Below are 21,216 nucleotides of genomic sequence, written 5' to 3' on the forward strand. Positions count from 1 at the left end.
AAGAAAGAAACTACCCTTTAAAATCTGAAATTTCCCTTACCTTTTCCTTTACCTTTTTTAGGTTTGACTTGTGGTTGTAAGGCGTTTGGATTTCTACTTATTTTTTCAAAATCTTTTTCATCCATCTTACTCATTTGTTTCATCAGTTTCTTTTGTTGTTCAAGCATTTCTCTTAAACGATTCACATCAGCAACTTGAACGCCAGCACCTTTAGCAATACGATCTCGTCTTCTAGCTGATTTATCAATGAGTTCTGGATATTTTCTTTCATCTTCTGTCATTGATTGAATAATAACATTAATTTTATCAAATTGTTTTTCATCAACTTGAGAAATAGCATCTTTCATCTTTCCTAAACCTGGAATAAATCCTAAAAGTTTAGTAATTGAACCCATACGTTTAATCATTTTAAATTGTTTTTGTAAATCTAAATAGTTATATGAGTCACTCATCATTTTTTCCATGAGTGATTTTGCTTCATCTTCATCAATATTAGATGTAACTTCTTCAATCAATGTTAAAACATCACCCATACCTAAAATACGTGATGCCATACGATCCGGATGGAAAACCTCAATTGTATCCATCTTTTCACCGCTTGATGCAAATTTAATTGGAATATTGGCAACTTCTCTTACAGATAGCGCTGCACCACCACGGGTATCTCCATCTAATTTTGTTAGAATAACACCTGTTGCACCAATTTGATCATGAAAGGATTTAGCAACATTAGCAGCTTCTTGACCCATCATCGCATCAACTGTTAATAAAATGTCATTTGGTTCAAGAATATCTTTAACATCTTTTAATTCCTGCATCATATCTTCATCAATTGTTAAACGACCAGCAGTATCAACTATGATGACATCGTATTTGTTTTCTTTTGCGTAATTTAACCCATTTTTAACGATCTTACGAGCATCTTTAACATCTTCCTTGTAAACATCAATTGCTAGCTGTTTACCGATTGTTTCTAACTGATTAATCGCTGCTGGACGATAAATATCGGCTGCAACAAATAAAATCTTCTTTTTATAGTTTTTACGAATCCATAAACCAAGTTTACCGATTGCTGTTGTTTTACCACTACCTTGAAGACCGATAGTCATAATTTTAGTTAAACCACTACTTGCAAAGTTTAATCCTACAGTTTCTTCACCCATGATTCGCTTTAATTCTTCATGAACAATTTTTACAACTTGTTGTCCCGGATTTAAACCTTTTAAAATGGTTTCTCCTAATGCTTTTTCTTTAACATTTTTAGTAAATTCTTTAACAATTTTAAAATTGACGTCTGCTTCTAATAAAGCTAAACGTACTTCACGCATCATTTCTTCAATATCATTTTCATTTAAACGCCCTCTGCCTGTTGCACGGCGCACAAACATTTGAAGACGATCAGATAATGAGTTTTTCATAATTCATCCAACTTTCTTAATTCTTCGAGATAAGTTAAATCTTTTGTTTCTTCTATTTTTTTAATGATTTCTTGTCTTTTTTGATATTGTTTATATAAATTTAGTTTAGATTCAAACTCAAGTAAATGTTTTTCAACATTTTTAAGTTGATCATGAACTGCATTTCGTGAAACATTTAATTCATCTGCAATTTCTTGAAGACTTAAATCCTCAAAATAATACATCTCAAAATAACTTCTTTGCTTATCTGTTAAAAGATTGCCATAGAAGCTAAACAAAATATTTAAATATGCATTTTTTTCAATTTGTTCCATCAAAAAAATCCTTTAAATAAATTATAAATATATTGTTCAATATCAAATGGTACTAAATCATCAATTTTTTCACCTAATCCAACCATTTTAATCGGTAAATTATATAAATGTCGAATTGCTAAAACAATACCACCTTTAGCAGTTCCATCTAATTTAGTGAGTACAATACCTGTAAGTTGAGTTGTTTCATTAAATATATGTGCTTGATTCATACCATTTTGACCAGTAGTTGCATCAATTACTAATAAAGTTTCTTGAGGGCTATCTGGAAAGTGTTTTTCAATAACCCGACGCATTTTAGCTAACTCATTCATCAAGTTTGTTTTATTTTGAAGTCGTCCTGCTGTATCAACTAAAACTAAATCATATTTTTTATTTTTTGCTTCAATTAAACCATCATGAATAACACTTGATGGATCTACACCAGCATCTTTTGCATAAAAATCAACATTTGCTCTTCTAGCCCATTCTTGAAGTTGTTCAATCGCACCAGCTCTAAATGTATCCCCAGCAATTACTAAAACTTTTTTACCTTGATCTTTATACATTCTAGCCAGTTTACCAATCGTTGTAGTTTTACCAACACCATTCACACCAACAAATAAATAAACATTTGTTTTGTTTTCATCAAAACGAAGTGTTGTATCTAGTAAATCACCTTTTAAATATACTTCAAAAAGTTTATCAACAATTAATTCAGATAAATCTTTTGGATCAGTAAATTTTTGATTTTTAACTTCTTCTCTTAGTGCGTTTGTGAAATATAAAACAGTATCAACACCTATATCAGCTGAAATTAATAAATCTTCAATTGCATCAAATAAATCTTCATCAATCTTATCTGATTCATCTAATAATTTTTTTAAGTTATCAAATGACGTTTTACTTTTATGTAAACCCATTTGATATTTTTCATTTTTAGGCTTTAATCCAAATAACTTCCTAAAAAACCCCATGAAGTCAACTCCTTATCTACTTCATTTATTATAACATATTCGGTTATCTAAATAAAAAAATATCTAACAGTTTTAATTGTTAGATATTTAAACCCTATTTATTTTTTTAAAGATTCAATAAATTCAAATAATCGATCATAATTTGGATGTTGACTCATCTCATCTAGATATTCAACATATAAAACTTTTCGATGTTTATCAAGTACAAAAATACTTCTTGCTAGTAATCTTAATTCTTGGATTAAAACACCATATTTCATTGCAAAATCTAAATCTTTGTGATCGCTTAAAGTCACAATATTTAATCCTGCTGCACCACACCATCTTTTTTGTGCGAATGGTAAATCATTTGATATTGTTATAACATCGACATGTTTATAACTCGCTAGACGTTCATTAATTTGTCTCGTTTGCAAATCACAAACTGATGTATCTAAACTTGGTACAACAGATATAACCAAATAGTCATTCTTAAATGAACTTAATTTTGTTTCACCTAAATTTTGATTAACCAATACTGCATCCTTTGCGATATCACCTACATGTAGCACTTCACCTAAAACAGTAATCGGATTACCTTTCATTGTTTTCATTGAAATCACCTCTTACTATTATTATAAGGTTTTACTACTTAACTTAGACTCTTTTTGCACGAATCATATCGTATGGGTAAACTTTAAATGGTACTTTTACCTTTAATAGCTGTTTTGCTTTAAATGCTCTTTCAATATTCTCTCCATTTTCATCCATCATAACTTCATTAACAAATTTTTTTCCATCATGTGTTGGAGAAAATACTTCTAACTCTTCGTTTAAATAATAAACATTTCTTGTTTCAATAGTTGCAAACTGTGTTTCAGTGTCATAATCAACAACTAATCCAACAAAGTTTTGCATCACTTTTTCGCTACGTTTTAAGAATAACTGTTCTTCTTTCGTAGGTAGTCCATAGAAAAATCCTTTTGCTGTTTCTCTATTTTCTGCATGTTGCATTGCTAATTCATATTTTGTAAAATCTTCTATTTTTCCAGTTTGTAAATACTCATCAATAATTTTTCTATATGTATTTACAACTGTTGCGATGTAGTGCAATGACTTCATACGACCTTCAATTTTTAAACTATTAACACCTATTTCAATGAGTCTTGGAATCTCATGAATCGCATTTAAGTCTTTTGATGACATTGAAAATGGTTGATCAACTATTTTTTCTTTATCTTCATTTAAATCAAAAAACCAACGACATGTGTGTGCACAACCTCCACGGTTCGCATCACGATTTGTTAAGTGGTTTGATAATGAGCAACGACCACTATATCCCGCACACATGCCTCCATGAATAAATACTTCGATTTCAATGTCAGTTTTTTTTCTGATATTTTCAATTTCATCTAACGTTAAATCTCGTGCTAATACGACACGTTCAGCACCTTTATTTTTCCAATAATTAATTGTTGGTATATTCATAATAGATTGCTGAGTAGAAATATGAACTTCTAAATTCGTATAATCTAGCGCAGTTTGGATAATGACTGGACTTGCAGCAATAATAGCATCAACACCACATGATTCTAAATCTTTTAAATATGGTAATAAACCTTCCATATCTTCTTCATGTGGAATGACATTTGTTGTAACATATACCTTTTTTCCATGCTCATGAGCAAAGATACATGCTTCTTTAATATCATCAATTGTGAAATTTGATGCATTAGCTCTTAATGAAAATGATTTTCCACCAATAAATACTGCATCTGCACCATATAAAATTGCAATCTTTAATTTTTCTAAATCACCAGCAGGTGCTAATAACTCAATCATCGATATCACCTTTTATCACAGTCTTTTTAAAGAGTAATCCATCATGCCATTCTTCATTGTAAGTTTGTTTGATTTTATCTATTTGTTCATCATTTAACTTTTGACCACGATAAAGTGGAGCAATACTCATTATATATTCATCATCTTTAAATAATGAATCGATTACCAAATAATCAACAACTTTTTCTAATTCATCTAAATATGGATAACTTGCAAGTACATAACCTCTAAATACATGTGTACCACTGTCATCTTCTAATACTTTGAAAAATTCATTAGGACGTTTTGGTTCTTTTAAATTTAATTCATAGTTATCCTTAACCTCAATATCTTTGGATACTAATGATTTAAAACTTGAAAGAATTGGACGTTTTGAATAAAACATTGACATATGTCCATGTCCAGTATAAAAGAGTTTTAATTTTTTATTTAAACCAATTGTAATGATATCTTTTAAAGTAATATCTTTTGAAACAAAAGCTCCATTAAAATCTGGTTCTAAAAAATTAAAGTCAAATGTGTTTGTAAGTAAGGTTTCAGGGTGATAAATCACTTCCACTTTTTGATTGACATTTTTAATGATAAAACGTGTTCCAATATCAGCAACAAAAATACCGTCAATCTTATCAAAAGGTAAGTCTTTAATAAACTCTTCTAAATGACTTAATTCAAAATCAGTAAATAATCGATTAAATGATAAAAATACTTCTTTATTAAGTTTTTTTATTTGATCGATAACTTCTAAATAGTTCAAAGTAAAATCATACGTAATATTTTTTGAATATTTTGTAAACGTTAAGATAAATCCATCAAGATGTTCACTTAATTTATTGATATTTTGAACATCATGAATCATTGATAATAATTTCATCCAATCACCTTCTAATCCACTATGATTTTATAGATTTATAGTATTAATGTCAATGTTATTAAACAATATTAAAGATAATTGTATATTTACAGAAAATAAAAAAATGAGACCCCGAAGCGAAGGGCTCCGGGGTCAATTAAAGGGGATTTGTGTACTTTGTACACTAATAGGGGATAAGTAGCACCCATTGGATTGGATGCGACCTTATTATAATACTATGGTCTTTTTATTGTAAAGACTTTTACTTAAGTATGTTTTTTATCACATTTTTCCTTGAATAGGTTCTATATATTTACATTTTGGATAAGATGAACAACCTAAAAATTCACCATATTTAGATTTTCTTATAACTAATTTTGATCCACAAATAGGACAGATTTTATCTGTTTCTTTAGCTTTAATTTTTGTCATTTCATTTTGAGCTTTTTGGTATTGAACAATAAAATCTTTATAAAATTCATTTAGGACTTCAATTCGTGTCATTTTACCTTCAGCTATAATGTCTAAATCATGTTCCATCTTTGATGTATACTCAACATTCATAATTGATGTAAAGAATTTAGAAAGTTCTTCTACTGTGAGCATACCTTGTTCAGTTGGTATAAATCTTTTTTTATCCATGACAACATAATCACGACTTTTAAGTGTTTGAATAATTGTCGCATATGTAGAAGGACGACCAATACCTTTTGATTCTAATTCTTTAATAAGTGTAGCTTCACTATATCTAGCTGGTGGTTGTGTTTCTTTTCTTAATGCTTCAACAAATTCAGCATGATATTGTTCACCAATTTTGAATTCTGGAATAAGTTTATCTTTTGGTTGATCACTACTTACTTTGTAGAATCCATCAAATTTTAAAACCATACCTTCTAATTCATATACATGCTCATTAGTCTTTAAAACTATTGAAGTTTGTTTAAAGACAGCTTGACGCATTAACGAACCTAACGCACGTTCATAAATCTTTTTATATACCTTGAATTCTTCTTTAGTTAAATATTTTTCAACTTTTTCAGGTGTATTGTATATATTTGTTGGTCGAATAGCTTCATGCGCATCTTGGCTATTTTCTTTTACGTTTGCTTGATAACGACCAACATATTCTTCACCGAAATTATTTTTGATAAATGCTTGACCACTATAAATAAATTCTTGACTTAAACGGGTTGAGTCAGTTCTCATATAAGTAATCAAACCCGTACGTTCACCTTCAATTTCAACACCTTCATACAACTTTTGAGCAATACTCATAACCTTTTGGCTTGTAAGTCCTAATGAATTAATGGCTTCTTGTTGTAGTGTTGAGGTAATTAGTGGTAGTTTTGGCTGACGATATATGTCTTTTTCATTAATTTCAGTAACTGTAAATGGATTTGTTGAAGTTCCAACAATATAATCTGCTTCTTCGCGTTTAATTTTTTTATCTTTTGGAATTCGATAATCCGCTTTAAAATCACTAAAGTGTGCATGTATTGTATAGTACTCTTCAGGTATAAATGCTTGAATTTCTTTTTCAAGGTCACAAATTAATTTTAATGCAACGCTTTGAACTCTTCCTGCAGATTTTGATTTAATTTTATTTCTTAATAAATGAGATAATTTAAAACCAATAATTCGATCTAAAATACGTCTTGTTTCTTGAGAATTGACTAAGTTTTGATCAATAGAACGTGGTTCTTTAATCGCTTCATTAATAGCACTTTTAGTAATCTCTCTAAAGACAATACGATTTTTTAAATTAAGATCTAAATTTAAAACTTGAGCTAAATGCCAAGCGATTGCTTCTCCTTCGCGGTCAGGGTCGGTTGCAAGTAACACTTCTTTGCCTTTTGTTTTTTGTATTAATTCTTGAACAAGTTTATTTTTTCCTTTTATAATTTGATACTTTGGTTCAAATCCATGTTCAATATCAACACCTAAACCTTCTTTACCTGATATAGTTAAGTCCCTAATATGTCCAACACTGCTTAAGACCATTACTTCATGCTTAAAATAACTTTCTATTGTCTTAGATTTTGCTGGTGATTCAACAATAATCACGCGTTTTGACATATATTTAAACTCCTCCCAGAATCTTTATATCTAATACAATATAACGACTCATTCTATATTGTCAAGTGTGTTTTTAAGTCGTTTTTATCTTCTATATAATATATAGAAAAAAATCAAATTACGGTAAACTATGTAAGTTTATTTATGTAATTTGAAAGTTTTTCTATGTATAGGTGATAATCCATATTGGTTAATTGCTTCTAAATGTTTCTTTGTCCCATAACCTTGATTATGTAAAAAATCATACTCTGGGTAAAGTTCATGATAGTTTTTCATTAATTCATCTCTTTTTGTCTTAGCAAGTATGCTTGCAGCAGCAATTGTAAATGAGACTGCATCACCTTTCACAATCGACTCATGAGGTATTGGATCAATATTCATATAATCTGTTAATACAAAATCAGGTTTTATATCTAATTTTGAAATAGCATCTTTCATAGCAAGTCTTGAAGCTTCCAAAATATTAATTTCATCAATTACTTCATGAGAAACAATACTAATTGAATATGCTATAGCATTTTCTAAAATAATATTTTTAAGTTTTTCTCGCATCTTTTTAGATAATTTTTTTGAATCATTGATACGTTCATCATAAAAGTTAGGTTTTAAAATCACTGCAGCAGCAACAACAGGCCCTGCTAAAGGGCCTCTACCTGCTTCATCAACACCTGCAATTAATTTATATCCTAATGCTTGATATTTTTCTTCATATATTAAGTTTTTCATTATCAAAAGACAGTGCTCCTAATGCTTTACTTCTTACATCATTTAATAATATGTGCATGACACGATCGTAATCAACAAATCCACCTTTTTCAAGTGCACCTCTTTTTTTACCAATCGCATCATAAATTTCTTCTAAAGATAAATTATCAATGTTTTCAATACTATATTTTTCTACTAATCGCTCTTTATAGTGCTTTACTAAATAACTAATTAAATAGTTACATACTTCGTGAAGTGGTAATGTTTCATCTTTAATCGCACCAGTTACAGCTAAATTTAACCCTACTTCAGGATCATCAAATTTAGGCCATAAAACACCTGGTGTATCAAGTAACTCAAAATCATCTTTAATTTTAATCCATTGTTGAGATTTTGTAACACCTGGTTTATTTCCAACTACTGCAACTTTCTTATTTGCAAGTTTATTAATTAATGTTGATTTACCAACATTAGGTATCCCAACAATCATCGCACGAATCGAACCAAACTTAGCACCTTTAGCTTCCATTTTTTGGATTTTTTCACTTAATATTTCTTTTGTACGAGTATAAATACGATTAATATTAAAACCTGTTTCACTACTTATTTCTAATGTATAAAACCCTAAATTTTCATAGTATTTTATCCATTGATTCAAACTTTTTCTATCTGTTAAATCCATTTTATTGAACAATAAAAGCGTTGGTTTTTCACCAACGAGCTTTAATATTTCTGGATTCATTGAACTATAAGGTATACGGGCATCAACTAAAATTATCATAATATCAATAAGTTTAAGTCTTTCTTTCATTTCACGAAAAGACTTAAACATATGCCCTGGAAACCATTGTACTTGTTTCAATTAAATCAAGCCTGCTTTCTTAAGTATCTCAGTTAATTCATCCATAGTTACCAATACTTCTCTAGCCTTGGTACCTTGTTGAGGTGATACAATACCTAACTCTTCTAAATGAGTCACATTTTTTTGAGCTCTATTAAATCCAACTTCAAAGTTTTTTGTAATATTGTTAATTGAACATTGATTTTCTTCAACAACAAATCGAGCAATATCAACAAAGATTTCATCATATTCTCGTTCTTTAGCTTCAAACTTAACTTTTAATTCGTCATGTTTAATTTTATATTCAGGTTCTCTTTGTTGTTTGATAAAATCAATTACACTATCAATTTCATCATTTGAAATATACGCACCTTGAAGACGAACCGGACGTTCTGCTTCTTTTAATAACATATCGCCTCGACCTAATAATTGTTCAGCGCCTGCACCATCTAAAATTGTTGTTGAGTCTGTAAATGATGCTACTCTAAACGCAATACGTGTTGGAATGTTTGATTTAATCGTACCACGAATAACATCAACTGTTGGACGTTGGGTTGCAACTAAAAGATGGATACCTGCTGCACGTGCCTTTTGTGTAATACGTTGAATTGCATCTTCCACATCGTGTGCAGCAACCATCATAAGGTCAGCTAATTCATCAATTACAATCACAATATAAGGCATTTTTTCTTCTTGGATTAAACCTCGGCGAATATTTTCATTATATGATGTAATATTTCTACTTCGAGTGTCAGCAAATTTACGATATCTTTCTTCCATTTGATCAACAACCCAATTAAGAGCTGTTGCAGCCATTTTTGGATCTGTAATTACAGGAGTTAATAAATGTGGCAAATCATTATAGGGGGTTAATTCAACCATTTTAGGGTCAATTAATACCAACTTTAAATCCTCAGGTTTATTCTTTAATAATAAAGAAACTAAAATCGTATTAACACACACACTTTTACCAGAACTTGTCGCACCAGCAATCAATCCATGTGGCATTTTAGCAATGTCGACATAAATGTTTGTACCATCAATGTCCATACCCAAGGCTACCTTTAACGGATTTTCATGGTCTTCTAAAAATTCTTTTGTATCAACAACATTACCAAATGAAACAATTTCAGCTTCATCGTTTGGTACTTCAATACCTACATAAGGTTTTCCTGGAATTGGTGCTTCAATACGTAGTGATTTAGCAGATAAATTCATCATGATATTATCTTGTATAGCGGTAATTCTTTTAACTGGAACACCTGGCTCTAAAGATATTTCATGTCGTGTAACAGTTGGACCCTTTTTACTATGTGCTACTTCACCTTCAACGGCATGATCAATTAATGTTTGATTAATAATTTGAACTTGACGTTTTAACCATTCTGGTTGTTCATCAAGATTACGATTGGTTTTTCTTAATAAAGAAATTGGTGGTAATTGATAATCACGATTTCGACTAAAAGTATGAGATTGTGTATACTCTCGTACTTTTGGTTTTTCTTCGTATTTATATTCTTCTTCAATTGAATGATTCTCTTTATCAATGATATTTTCAAATCCAAATTTTGTTTTTACTGTTGGTCTTTGGTGTGTTTCAATCGTTAAATCATCTTGATATTCTATATCCATTTCTGCATTACGCGCTCGCATCCAAGGTGGTAAATTTGTTTCACTTGATTCGATATCTTGTTTCAAGGATTCCAATGGTTTTTCATGTGCTTGGTTTGTATGCTCATAAAAACGAGATGGTTTTTCTTCAAACTTTTTAGGTTCTTCAATGACCTTTTCTTCTTTTTCTTGATTCTTATACGAATCAACACCAAAAACTTGTTTACGCGTTTCTTTATTAATGACGCTTGATTTAAATTCATAATATTTTGAGCCGTGTTCTTGTTTGGCTTTTTCATCATCTAATATTGGTTTATCACGAAATGCGTCATATTTTTTTACTTTATCTCCAATTACACGAACAACAAATGGTACAGAGATTTCATCTTTAACATCGGCACCAAATAAAGGAGAAACAAATCTCTCTTTAACGTATTTATGTGACTCTCTTAAACCCTCAATCTTCGGAATTTGAGGTATTACAAATTGGTCGTCATAAAATGTATTTGTTTTTTGTTTTTGTTTTTTCATGACTTATCCTCCTTTAATTCAGATTCAATCTCATTATATAAATCTTCAATACCACTATCAATTTCAACATCTTGATTAAATACTTTTTTAGAATAAACTTTATAAGTTTCTTCACCAGTTAAAGATATAACAACTAATCCTAACTTTTCTAAAATAATTCCCATTACATTATTAACTATTAATCTTCTAAACCAATAAACAGGATTTACCACATTTAAAACCATCATCGTGTTTTTATACCATTTTGTCAACTTATATTGGTTAGCCTTTTTAACAATTAAATTATTATCAATTTTTAATTTAGCATCATTCAATGTCATAATACGACGTAAAGTCATACCTTTAAACATTTTTAAAATTGGTTTTTCTAACAATTCATCAAATCGCTTAGAAACATAACTTAATAATAAAATTGCTTCATCGATAGTTAACTCTAAGTATGGGTATTTACTGTTTGGATAAAATTTTTGTGCTATATCTTTACTTAAATCTAAACTTACATTTAGTAAATGTCTTCCAAATCCAACTTCATCTCTTAATTTTTTATTTTTAAACTGTGTGTGAGCATCATCAATCAACCATTCAATCTCTTTTTGATCAATATCAGCTTCATCAACTTTTTTAATCTTTTTACTTTTATTAAGTGATGCTATAACAGCCACTAAATACCATAAAGCTAAAATGATAAAACCAAAGATTACACCTGAAAAGAATGTAATAATTCCTGATATATCAATTGTTAAAGATCCAATAGTAATTTCCATCATATACGTAAAATCAATCCTTTTACATATTATACTATATATTATACATGATATTAATTTTGAAAAACTTGTCCTTTCATATAAAATATGAGATAATGGCGAATGAATGTATGATAAAGGGGTATCGTTATGGCACAATATTTGATTTTTGTAGATTTAGATGGAACACTGTTAGATGCTTCATCTAAAATCTCTGAATTTACTAAAAACACTTTACATAAAATTGAATCATTAGGGCATAAAGTTGTTATTTCAACCGGTAGACCTTATCATTCATGTAAAGATTATTACGAAGAAATTAATCCTAATAATCCACTTATTATCGATAACGGTGGTACAATTCGAATACCTAGCGATAATGGTCATAAAATTATAGTTGATGGTATACCTTCAAAATTAAATCATGAATTATTTAAATTTAGTCAACCTTATTTAGTATCTGCTTTTTACTCATATAAAGATTATGTTTTTTCTTATCAATATTTAGAACGTTTACATAAAATTTTCTTAGGTAGTGAAAAACTTGATCCAAATAAATTAATACATTGCAACTTCTTAGATTATGATAACGAACCTGCGGGTTTAATTTATCTTATTGAAAACCAATTTATCGATCAATTTGAAAAATTCTTAAAAGATCATCGTAATGAACTTAGATACTTTTTTTGGGGTAAAGATCAAAAACACGCAGTTTATGAAATCGCAAACGCTTCAACAACAAAACTTTCTGGCGTCAAATACGTTAAACAACTACTAAATTTCCCAAAAGAAAATATTATAGCATTTGGTGATAGTTTTAATGATATTGAAATGATTTCTGGAGTCCATCATGGGGTTGCAATGAAAAATGGTTGTGATGAAGTGAAAAGTGTTGCAAAAGATATTACTGAATTTACAAATGAAGAAGACGGCGTTGCAAAATATTTATTAAAATACTTAAATCTAAAATAAAAGCACCATTTGGTGCTTTTTTATTCTTCTATCTTTAAAATGGATTGAACTAAAGTTTCATTAAAACCTTTTGAAATTAAATTTCTATATAATTTCTCATTTTTTTTATGACCTTGTTCTTTTTTATATTGAGTTAATAATTTTGTATATATTTTATTAAGTGCTTTTGTTTCATCGTATGAATCAATGATTTCATCAATAAGTATTTCATCAAATTGATAATACATTAATTTCTCTTTGAGTTGAAGTTTTGAATAATTTTTATTTTTCAAACTACGAATTAATGCATCATCATTGATATATTTTTCTCTTTTTAATCTTTTAATGATTACATCAATATCATCAATGCCTAAATCATAAAGATATGATTTAATTTGATTTTCTGATTTACCAAATGATGCAAATCGAATTACTTTTTTATAAATCTCTTCAAGTTTTTTTTCAGTTTCAATTACATCAAAATCATTAAACTCTTTTCCTTTGATTAAATGATACTTAACAATGATATCTTCACTAACAATGATTTTACTGTCATCTTCAAAAGTAACTTTATATTGATTTTTATATTTTTCAATACTTTTAATAATCATGTTAACTCATCTCGATGAAATCCTTCACCTAAGACTTCTTTTGTATGAAGAATGAGCGTAAACGCCTTAGGATCAACTTCTAATACTAAATCTTTAATATGATAAAGTTCTTGACGTATTACTGTTGTAATAATCATTTCTTTATCTTTACCTGTGTATCCACCAACCACTTTGGCTTTTGTTACACCACGTTCTGTACGTCTAAATATTTCATCTTTCACGCGTTCACCGTGATCTGTGATAATAAGTATAGCATAAGCACTTCTTCCGAAAATTGCCACTTTTTCAAGTAGAATTGTTGTAATTACAATTGATATAATTGCAAATATTCCAACCTCAAAATTAAATACCATACCTATTAATACCAATAAACCATCCGTTAAATACATCGCAACTGTAAATGGTACTTTTAAATATTTATTAATCATTTTTTGATAAACATCAATACCACCAGTTGTCGCATTATGTCTTAAGACAAGACCCATACCAATACCAATTAGTGCTCCAGATGCTAACGCACTGATTAATAATTGATTGTGTGGAGATACCATATCACTATTAATGAACAAATCACTAGGTATTTCTAAAATTTCGAATAAAGTTGTTAACAATGGTGCCAATAATGCTGCATAAAAAGTTCTTATAAAGAATGTTTTACCAAAAACTAATAAACCAACAATTAACGATACAATATTTAAAATTAAATAAATTGTACCTACACTTAAAGGAATGACAGGTTCTAATAAAATAGATAGCCCCATCATACCACCTATAACCATTTGTATAGGCTGTAAAAAGAAGTAAAACCCAATATGAAGTAAGAAAACGCCAATTGTAATAAATAGATAATCTTTGAAAATATTACTCTTCATGACCCATTCCTTTCAAATATGCATTAATGAATTCATCAATGTAACCATCCATGACTTCATTGACATTTGATGATTCATAATCGGTTCTATGATCTTTAACAAGTTGATATGGTTGGAAGACATAAGAACGAATTTGGGAACCCCAACCAATTTCTGATTTTACCCCTTTAATTTCATTAATTTTAGCACGTTTAGCTTCAAGTTCTAATTGCATTAATTTTGATTTTAAAATGGTCATCGCAGCTTCTTTATTTTTGATTTGACTACGTTCATTTTGCATACTAATAACAATGCCTGTTGGGATATGTGTTAAGCGAACAGCACTATATGTCGTATTAACACTTTGTCCACCAGCACCTGATGAGTTAAATGTATCAATACGAATATCTTCATCTTTAATTTCTATTTCAATATCATCACTAAATTCTGGTGACACATCACATGAAACAAACGATGTATGTCGGCGCTTATTTGAGTCAAATGGTGATATACGAACAAGTCTATGAACACCACGTTCAGCTTTTAAATAACCATATGCATATTCACCACTTATTCTTAATGTGACTGATTTAACACCAGCTTCTTCACCTGGTAAGTAGTTTAACATTTCAACTTTGAATCCTTTTCTTTGTGCGTATCTTTGATACATACGTAATAACATACCACACCAATCCATGGACTCAGTACCACCCGCACCAGGGTGAAGTTCTAAAATTGCATTTCGATCATCATATTCTTCATTTAATAATACTTCAATTTCAAAATTTTCAATTTTTTCTTTTAAATCTTCAATTTCTTCTTCTAAAATTAACCAACTATCTGTTCCTTCTTTTGCTTCTTCAAACCACATTTCAATATCTTGATATTGATTTTTAAGTGATTTAAAAAAGTTTAGCTGTCTTTTAAGTTGATTTTCTTCTTTTGTAACTGCTTTTGCTTGATTTGGATTGCTCCAAAAATTTGGATTTTGCATTAAATCATTTAATTCTGAAATACGTGCTTCCATTTTAGAAACATTCAATGCTTTTTCTAAATCATTGATTGATGTTTCAAACATTTCTAATACTTTATTAACTTCGTAGCGTTCCATAAATTACCTTCTCATCCATGGTAATTGATTACGATGAACTTTAACCTTTTTAGGTTTGTTTGGTTTTTGTGAATCACCTTGATTTGTTGATGTATTTTTTACAACAGCTTCTCTTTCAACGTTCACTTGAATTCGACCTAAACATGCATAACGAGCAACATCTCTTGAGATGTTATATAGCATTTCATCAAATAATCTCTTACCCTCTTTTTGATAAATGATTAGTGGGTTTTGTTGACCATAACTTTGAAGTCTGACACCTTGACGTAATTCTTGCATTGTATCAATATGTCTCATCCAATATGTATCAATCACACGTAACATAATCACTTTTAAAAATTCATTATATATTTCAATTGGCACATCATTTTTCTTTGAATGAAGTGCTTCTTTAGCTTTTTGTTTAACATATTCAACAACACCATTTTCATCTAAAGTTTCAAGATGTTGTTTATCTAATGTACCTTTAGGTAATAAGAATGATTCAAAATGTTGAATAATTGAATCATCTTTAATGTTAAATTTACCACGTCCAACAGGTTCAATAAACTCATCAATTTCGCTTTCAACAACTTGATTGATGAATAACTCAACTTTATCTTCAACAGATTCTGTCGTTAAAACCATGGTTCTTTGTTCATAAATGATTTCTCTTTGTAATCTTAAGACATCATCATACTTTAAGACAGATTTACGAATTTCAGAGTTAATACCTTCAGAACGTTTTTGAGCGCCTGTAATAATACTTGAAATCATACGTGATGTTACTGGTTGTCCTGTTACTTGAGCTTTTTCTAAAGTTCCAATAATTGTTTTAAAACGTTCTCCACCACGTCTAATCATTAACTCATCTTCTGCAGATAAATAGAAACGTGAAAAACCAGGGTCTCCTTGACGACCGCTTCGACCTCTTAACTGGTTATCAATACGACGTGCTTCGTGCTTTTCAGATCCTAATACAGCTAAGCCACCAAGTTCAGCGACACCTTCACCTAATTTGATATCTGTACCACGTCCAGCCATGTTGGTTGCAATTGTAACTGCGTATTTTTGACCAGCTTTTGCAACAATTTCAGCTTCACGTTCATGATTTTTAGCATTTAATACTTCGTGTTGAATACGACGTTTACGAAGTAACATTGAAATTTCTTCAGATGTTTCTACAGCAATCGTACCTATTAATATTGGTTGACCTAAATTATGACGTCGTTCAACTTCATCAACTAATGCATTAAGTTTTTGTTCTTTTGTTACAAAGAAATAATCAGGTGCATCCTCACGAATTACCGGTTTGTTTGTTGGTATTTCAATAACTTGCATATTATAAATTTCAATAAATTCAGGTTCTTCAGTTTTTGCTGTACCTGTCATACCAGATAATTTTTTATACATTCTAAAGAAATTTTGGTATGTAATTGTTGCAACAGTAACAGTTTCTTTTTTTACTTCTACACCTTCTTTAGCTTCTAAAGCTTGATGTAATCCTTCAGAGAATTGACGACCTCTTAAAATACGACCTGTAAATTGGTCAATAATTAAAACTTCACCATCTTGAACTAAATATTCTTTGTCACGATGCATTGTGTAATTTGCTTTTAAAGCATTGTTAATATGGTGTAATAACGATACATGTTTTAAATCATAAAGATTATCAATGCCAAATAAATTTTCTGCTTTATTAATACCTGATTCGGTGAGTTCAACAGTATTTGATTCAACATCTAATTCATAGTCTTCATCACTTAATGATTTAGCAAAACGATCCGCTTGTTGATAAAGATTTTGAGTTTGTTTAGCAGGACCAGAAATAATTAATGGTGTTCTTGCTTCATCAATTAAAATAGAGTCAACCTCATCAATGATAGCATATGGATAACCACGTTGTGCTACCATATCTTGATGATATAAAACCATGTGATCTCTTAAATAATCAAAACCTAATTCAGAGTTCGTTGAATACATAATATCACATGCGTATGCTGCCTTTTTTTCTTCACGTGTTAAATCTCTTAAGTTTAATCCAACTGTTAATCCTAAGAAGCGGAATAAATCACCAATGATACCTTCTGCTTCGCGTCGTGCAAGATATTCGTTGACTGTTACAATATGAACACCTTGACCATTTAACGCGTTTAAATAAGCAGGCATAACTGCTGTTAGGGTTTTACCTTCACCTGTTTTCATTTCAGCGATATTACCATTATGAATCGCAATACCACCAAGTAATTGTACAAAGAATGGTGTCATCCCAGTAACACGTGTTGATGCCTCACGAACGGTTGCGAACGCCTCGACTAAAATGTCATCTAAAGTCTCACCATTTTTTAATCTTGTTTTAAAGATTTCTGTTTGAGCTTTTAGTTCTTCATCGCTCAATTTTTGATATTGCTCTTTTAATGCTTCAATCTTTAAAGCGATTTTTTTATATTTTTTTAATGCTTTTTTTGTAGAATCAAATAATCCCATAATACACTTCCTCTATTTTGAAATTTGGCTAATATAATCTTTGATGATAATCTTGTTATGAGGCATTAACTCATCCCAAGGTATATCATGGATTGAAAACCATTTACAATCCATAACTTCACTTTTATCAATTGCAATATTTCCATCAAATGTTTCAATAATATAAACATGTTCAACGATGTAAACAATATCCTTATTTGGATATTGATACATAAAATCACGACCACTATAGTTCTTGAAAAAACGATATGTTTTCGGTACTAATCCAATTTCTTCTTTGACTTCTCTTACCAAGCATTCATCAATTGTTTCACCTAACTCCATTGCTCCACCATGTATTGCCCAAAACCCATTGTCTTTTCTTTTTTGTAAAAGAATCTTTCCGTCTTGGTAAATAATAGCAGCTGCAGTTGGCATAAATATTGGATCATGACCTATTTTTTTTCTAATATTTTTTATGTAGTCCATATTATAAATCACTACTCATATATTTAGATCGATTTAAACCAAATACTTCAATAATCTCCTTCATGATAATAATATCAGGAAGATAAAATTTAATACCTTCATCAGTAAGTGGTTGACTTATTTTTGGTTCTAAAGTATTTACACTGTCATTAACTGCAATATGTAACTCATTATTACGCCATAATAATGAGATATGGCCTCTAAAGCCTTGTTCAAGAGCCATAATATTTTCAATCATTTTAGGTGTAATAATGTAAAACGCATGTGCCTTATCGGTAGATTGAACCGAAAACTTTTTATTAAATTCGATACTTTCTGTTTCTACTTTTTCTAATCCATTTAACGATGTCATGTAATTTGATAACCCTTTTTCAACAACTCTCAATGAATCTTTAAATTGTCGTTCGAACTTAAAGATAAACCATCGACCTTTAAAATATGTTACATATCGAACGTGTGTACGTCCTTTTGAATCACGATATACTTGTCGTTCTTCTAAATTAATATCAGATACTTGAAACTTAACCTTTTTATAAGATGCTGAAATATAGTCTTCTAAATGATAGCGATCAGGTTTTTTAACAAGTTGTGTGCTTAATATCTTATCAATTGGTATACCGATTGATGGCTCATATATTAATTCATCATAATATGATTCAAGTAATGTTCGAATAACTCTTTCTTTAAAACTTTTTTTAAAAGGTTTTGCTTTACTTTCACCAATTGATACAACAATTACAGCAACTATAAATAAAATAATGCCGAACAGAAAAAGTACTGATAAATACTCAAAACCTAAAACACTAATTATTAAAAATAATATACCAATACCACCAATAATAAACCCTGCTTTTTGGTATTTTTTCATTTCATCATATATGGCTTGTCGTTCTTTTTCTAAACTTTCAAGTTTTTCTATCATCGCTATAACCTCTTCTTATTAAAAAAGCAGAAACAATACGAAAAATGCTTCTGCTTATACATTTAAATTTTGTTGTCAGAAATTAAATTCTACGTCTTGTCTCTTTGCACTTTCAGCTTCGAAGAAATCGCGTTTTGAGAATCCCTTCCAGTTAGCAACAATGCTTGATGGCCATGTCACAACTTTTTGATTGTATACTGAAACATTAGAGTTGTATACTCTTCTTGCAGCTTGAAGGTTTTCTTCAACTTCTACAGAAGCATCTTGTAGCTTAGCAAAATTTTGTGATGCTTTTAAATCTGGATATTGTTCAACAACAACGTTTAAAGCATTTAAACCTTGTGTAAGTTCATTTGCAAATTCTTCTTTTTCATGAATTGAAGCATTTTTATTAAAGTTTCTCATTGCGATAACTTTTTCTAATGTTTCTTTTTCATGTTTTGCATATCCTTTTGTTGCATCAACCATTTTTTTCAATAAATCATATCGTTTTGTTAATGCAATATCAATACTTGATTCTGATTCATCAATTTTAACAATCATTCTATTAAATGCATTTGTTGTGGAAATTACCCATGCAATAATGATAATTGCAACAACTGCTATGACACCAAGTGTTATATATACCCATTCCATTTTTAAGCACCTCGCTGAGTTTTATAGTAAACCTTGTCTTTATTATTTTATAATAAATGACTAAAAATATCAATGAAATATAATAAATACGCTTTGATTAAACTGAATTTTATTTATTTAAAGCATTTTTGAAGACATCAAGGCTATCAACGTCTTCCCATTTGAATTCATTTCCATCTTTACCAAAGTGTCCATTATGAACGGTACCTTTATATATTGGTTTTTTCAATTGTAATTTTTCAATAATTGCTTTAGGTGTTAGTTTAAAGTTTTTAACAATAATTTCTTCTATTTTTTTATCTTCAATTAATCCTGTATTAAACGTATTAACATAAATACTTACAGGTTCTGCAACTCCGATTGCATAAGCTAATTGAATTTCACAAGTTTTTGCAATACCACTTGCAACAATTTGTTTAGCTAAATAGCGTGCCATATATGAAGCACTTCTATCTACTTTTGAAGCATCTTTTCCTGAGAATGCTCCGCCACCATGACGTGAATATCCCCCATATGTATCTACAATAAGTTTTCTTCCTGTTAAACCTGAATCACCAACAGGTCCTCCAATGACAAAACGTCCTGTAGGATTAATATAATATGTTGTATCAACATCTAATAAATCGCTAGGTATAACAGTTTTAATAACTTTTTCAATGACTTCGTTTTTTAATTCATCCATTGATTTTGATTCTTCGTGCTGAGTAGATAAAACAACCGCAGTGACTTTTAATGGTTTGTGGTCATCACTATATAAAACTGATACTTGTGACTTAGCATCAGGTCCTAAACCTTTAATAATTCCTTTTTCCCTAACTTGTGAAATTTTTTCAGTTAAACGATGAGCTAAATAAATAGGTAATGGTAATAAAGCTTCTGTATCATCTTTAGCAAAACCAAACATGATGCCTTGGTCGCCAGCACCTTGTTCTTTACCATTAGACTCATCTAATCCCATCGCAATATCACTACTTTGTTGATGTATTTCAACTGTAAATTTTGCTTGATTCAAATCAAATAAGAATTTTGGATCTCCATATCCACAAAAAGCAATTGCTTCTTTAGCAATTTTTACAACATTATCATATGATAAATCAGCTTTTGTATTAACTTCTCCAAAAATGAAAACAGATTGATTTGCGAGTGCAACTTCTATTGCTGTACGTGAATTTGGGTCAATTGATAAACAGTAATCTAAAATACTATCTGCAATATAGTCTGCAACTTTATCAGGATGTCCTTTTGACACACTTTCACTTGAAAATATATAACTCATAATGCTTAACCTTCCTTTTTCAAAAATAAAACTTCCAATAAGGAAGTATTATTTTACA

At 29.7% G+C, this 21,216-nt stretch carries 20 protein-coding genes; 1 reads left to right on the plus strand and 19 read right to left on the minus strand.

The genetic code is table 11. From position 1 onward, the window contains the following. Positions 1–17 precede the first annotated feature (17 nt). The 11 genes from ffh to T434_RS0104050 form a co-directional block, all read right to left on the minus strand. The gene (ffh, locus tag T434_RS0104000; RefSeq protein ID WP_425393898.1) at positions 18–1,421 is read right to left on the minus strand and encodes a signal recognition particle protein; all 1,404 of its coding nucleotides are present in this window, start codon (positions 1,419–1,421) and stop codon (positions 18–20) included. After that, positions 1,415–1,732, minus strand: coding sequence for a YlxM family DNA-binding protein (ylxM, locus tag T434_RS06905; RefSeq protein ID WP_162150713.1), 318 nt, complete (start codon positions 1,730–1,732; stop codon positions 1,415–1,417). The genes ffh and ylxM overlap by 7 nt, the downstream gene beginning before the upstream one ends. Continuing rightward, positions 1,732–2,688 carry a signal recognition particle-docking protein FtsY gene (gene ftsY, locus T434_RS06910; RefSeq protein WP_162150714.1) on the minus strand — a complete coding sequence of 319 codons (957 nt, stop codon included), beginning with the start codon at positions 2,686–2,688 and terminating at the stop codon, positions 1,732–1,734. The genes ylxM and ftsY overlap by 1 nt, the downstream gene beginning before the upstream one ends. Before the next feature lie 98 nt (positions 2,689–2,786). Then, positions 2,787–3,281, minus strand: a complete 495-nt coding sequence (gene tpx, locus T434_RS0104015) for a thiol peroxidase (RefSeq protein WP_035358324.1) — start codon at positions 3,279–3,281, stop codon at positions 2,787–2,789. A 43-nt stretch (positions 3,282–3,324) separates the two neighbouring features. Further along, complete coding sequence (locus T434_RS06915; RefSeq protein ID WP_156934093.1) at positions 3,325–4,509, minus strand: peptidase U32 family protein; 1,185 nt, start codon at positions 4,507–4,509, stop codon at positions 3,325–3,327. Continuing rightward, positions 4,502–5,380, minus strand: a complete 879-nt coding sequence (locus tag T434_RS07685) for a peptidase U32 family protein (RefSeq protein ID WP_162150715.1) — start codon at positions 5,378–5,380, stop codon at positions 4,502–4,504. The genes T434_RS06915 and T434_RS07685 overlap by 8 nt, the downstream gene beginning before the upstream one ends. Positions 5,381–5,641: 261 nt before the next feature. Continuing rightward, positions 5,642–7,435: a type I DNA topoisomerase gene (gene topA / locus T434_RS06920; RefSeq protein ID WP_162150716.1), complete on the minus strand. Its 1,794-nt coding sequence runs from the start codon at positions 7,433–7,435 to the stop codon at positions 5,642–5,644. Positions 7,436–7,573: 138 nt separating this feature from the next. After that, on the minus strand, positions 7,574–8,161 hold the full coding sequence (locus tag T434_RS06925) for a ribonuclease HII (protein ID WP_156934094.1): 588 nt from the start codon (positions 8,159–8,161) through the stop codon (positions 7,574–7,576). Then, complete coding sequence (gene ylqF, locus T434_RS0104040) at positions 8,142–8,972, minus strand: ribosome biogenesis GTPase YlqF (protein WP_245588321.1); 831 nt, start codon at positions 8,970–8,972, stop codon at positions 8,142–8,144. Before ylqF ends, T434_RS06925 begins: the two co-directional genes overlap by 20 nt. Positions 8,973–9,002: 30 nt before the next feature. Continuing rightward, entirely contained in the window at positions 9,003–11,123 is a 2,121-nt protein-coding gene (locus T434_RS0104045; RefSeq protein ID WP_051614386.1) for a DNA translocase FtsK, read from the minus strand. Then, positions 11,120–11,890: a hypothetical protein gene (locus tag T434_RS0104050; RefSeq protein WP_162150718.1), complete on the minus strand. Its 771-nt coding sequence runs from the start codon at positions 11,888–11,890 to the stop codon at positions 11,120–11,122. Before T434_RS0104050 ends, T434_RS0104045 begins: the two co-directional genes overlap by 4 nt. Before the next feature lie 126 nt (positions 11,891–12,016). Here T434_RS0104050 and T434_RS0104055 point away from each other — a divergent pair, with 126 nt between their 5' ends. Next, on the plus strand, positions 12,017–12,838 hold the full coding sequence (locus tag T434_RS0104055; RefSeq protein WP_026400011.1) for a Cof-type HAD-IIB family hydrolase: 822 nt from the start codon (positions 12,017–12,019) through the stop codon (positions 12,836–12,838). Positions 12,839–12,858: 20 nt separating this feature from the next. Here T434_RS0104055 and T434_RS0104060 read toward each other — a convergent pair whose 3' ends face one another. The 8 genes from T434_RS0104060 to metK all read right to left on the minus strand — a co-directional run bounded on the left by T434_RS0104060 (position 12,859) and on the right by metK (position 21,158). After that, on the minus strand, positions 12,859–13,428 hold the full coding sequence (locus T434_RS0104060; protein ID WP_026400012.1) for a regulatory protein RecX: 570 nt from the start codon (positions 13,426–13,428) through the stop codon (positions 12,859–12,861). Beyond that, positions 13,425–14,300, minus strand: a complete 876-nt coding sequence (locus T434_RS0104065) for a YitT family protein (RefSeq protein WP_162150719.1) — start codon at positions 14,298–14,300, stop codon at positions 13,425–13,427. Before T434_RS0104065 ends, T434_RS0104060 begins: the two co-directional genes overlap by 4 nt. Further along, a complete protein-coding gene (prfB, locus tag T434_RS0104070) occupies positions 14,290–15,390 on the minus strand; it encodes a peptide chain release factor 2 (RefSeq protein ID WP_026400014.1) in 1,101 nt (366 codons plus the stop codon). The genes T434_RS0104065 and prfB overlap by 11 nt, the downstream gene beginning before the upstream one ends. A gap of 3 nt (positions 15,391–15,393) precedes the next feature. Next, on the minus strand, positions 15,394–17,856 hold the full coding sequence (gene secA, locus T434_RS0104075) for a preprotein translocase subunit SecA (protein WP_084301081.1): 2,463 nt from the start codon (positions 17,854–17,856) through the stop codon (positions 15,394–15,396). 12 nt (positions 17,857–17,868) lie between these two features. Then, complete coding sequence (locus T434_RS0104080) at positions 17,869–18,324, minus strand: NUDIX hydrolase (RefSeq protein WP_026400016.1); 456 nt, start codon at positions 18,322–18,324, stop codon at positions 17,869–17,871. 1 nt (position 18,325) lies between these two features. After that, positions 18,326–19,246, minus strand: coding sequence for a DUF3137 domain-containing protein (locus T434_RS0104085; protein WP_026400017.1), 921 nt, complete (start codon positions 19,244–19,246; stop codon positions 18,326–18,328). A gap of 75 nt (positions 19,247–19,321) precedes the next feature. Beyond that, positions 19,322–19,882 carry a LemA family protein gene (locus T434_RS0104090; protein WP_162150720.1) on the minus strand — a complete coding sequence of 187 codons (561 nt, stop codon included), beginning with the start codon at positions 19,880–19,882 and terminating at the stop codon, positions 19,322–19,324. Between the two features lie 109 nt (positions 19,883–19,991). Continuing rightward, positions 19,992–21,158 (minus strand): methionine adenosyltransferase, encoded by a 1,167-nt coding sequence (gene metK, locus T434_RS0104095; protein ID WP_026400019.1) that lies wholly within the window; start codon positions 21,156–21,158, stop codon positions 19,992–19,994. Positions 21,159–21,216 lie beyond the last annotated feature (58 nt).

This window comes from Acholeplasma equifetale ATCC 29724 (genome assembly GCF_000687735.1).
GTDB lineage: Bacteria > Bacillota_I > Bacilli_A > Acholeplasmatales > Acholeplasmataceae > Acholeplasma > Acholeplasma equifetale.